The sequence below is a fragment of the Streptomyces filipinensis genome (genome assembly GCF_014649495.1).
GTDB lineage: Bacteria > Actinomycetota > Actinomycetes > Streptomycetales > Streptomycetaceae > Streptomyces > Streptomyces filipinensis.
Map to the genome: position 1 here is coordinate 1 of NZ_BMTD01000101.1, position 500 is coordinate 500.

The window sequence follows — 500 nt, forward strand, 5'->3', positions numbered from 1 at the left end:
ATTCCTCCGGTGGTTCCGCTCTCGTGGTGTTCATCCCGATCACGGGAAAACATTCACGGAGAGTTTGATCCTGGCTCAGGACGAACGCTGGCGGCGTGCTTAACACATGCAAGTCGAACGATGAAGCCCTTCGGGGTGGATTAGTGGCGAACGGGTGAGTAACACGTGGGCAATCTGCCCTTCACTCTGGGACAAGCCCTGGAAACGGGGTCTAATACCGGATACGAGCCTCCTGGGCATCTGGGAGGTTGGAAAGCTCCGGCGGTGAAGGATGAGCCCGCGGCCTATCAGCTTGTTGGTGAGGTAACGGCTCACCAAGGCGACGACGGGTAGCCGGCCTGAGAGGGCGACCGGCCACACTGGGACTGAGACACGGCCCAGACTCCTACGGGAGGCAGCAGTGGGGAATATTGCACAATGGGCGAAAGCCTGATGCAGCGACGCCGCGTGAGGGATGACGGCCTTCGGGTTGTAAACCTCTTTCAGCAGGGAAGAAGCGA

At 59.6% G+C, this 500-nt stretch carries 1 rRNA gene; it reads left to right on the forward strand.

The annotated features are described in order from the left end of the window. Positions 1–52 precede the first annotated feature (52 nt). Positions 53–500: ribosomal RNA gene (locus tag IE244_RS41665) — 16S ribosomal RNA — on the forward strand; the annotation flags it as partial.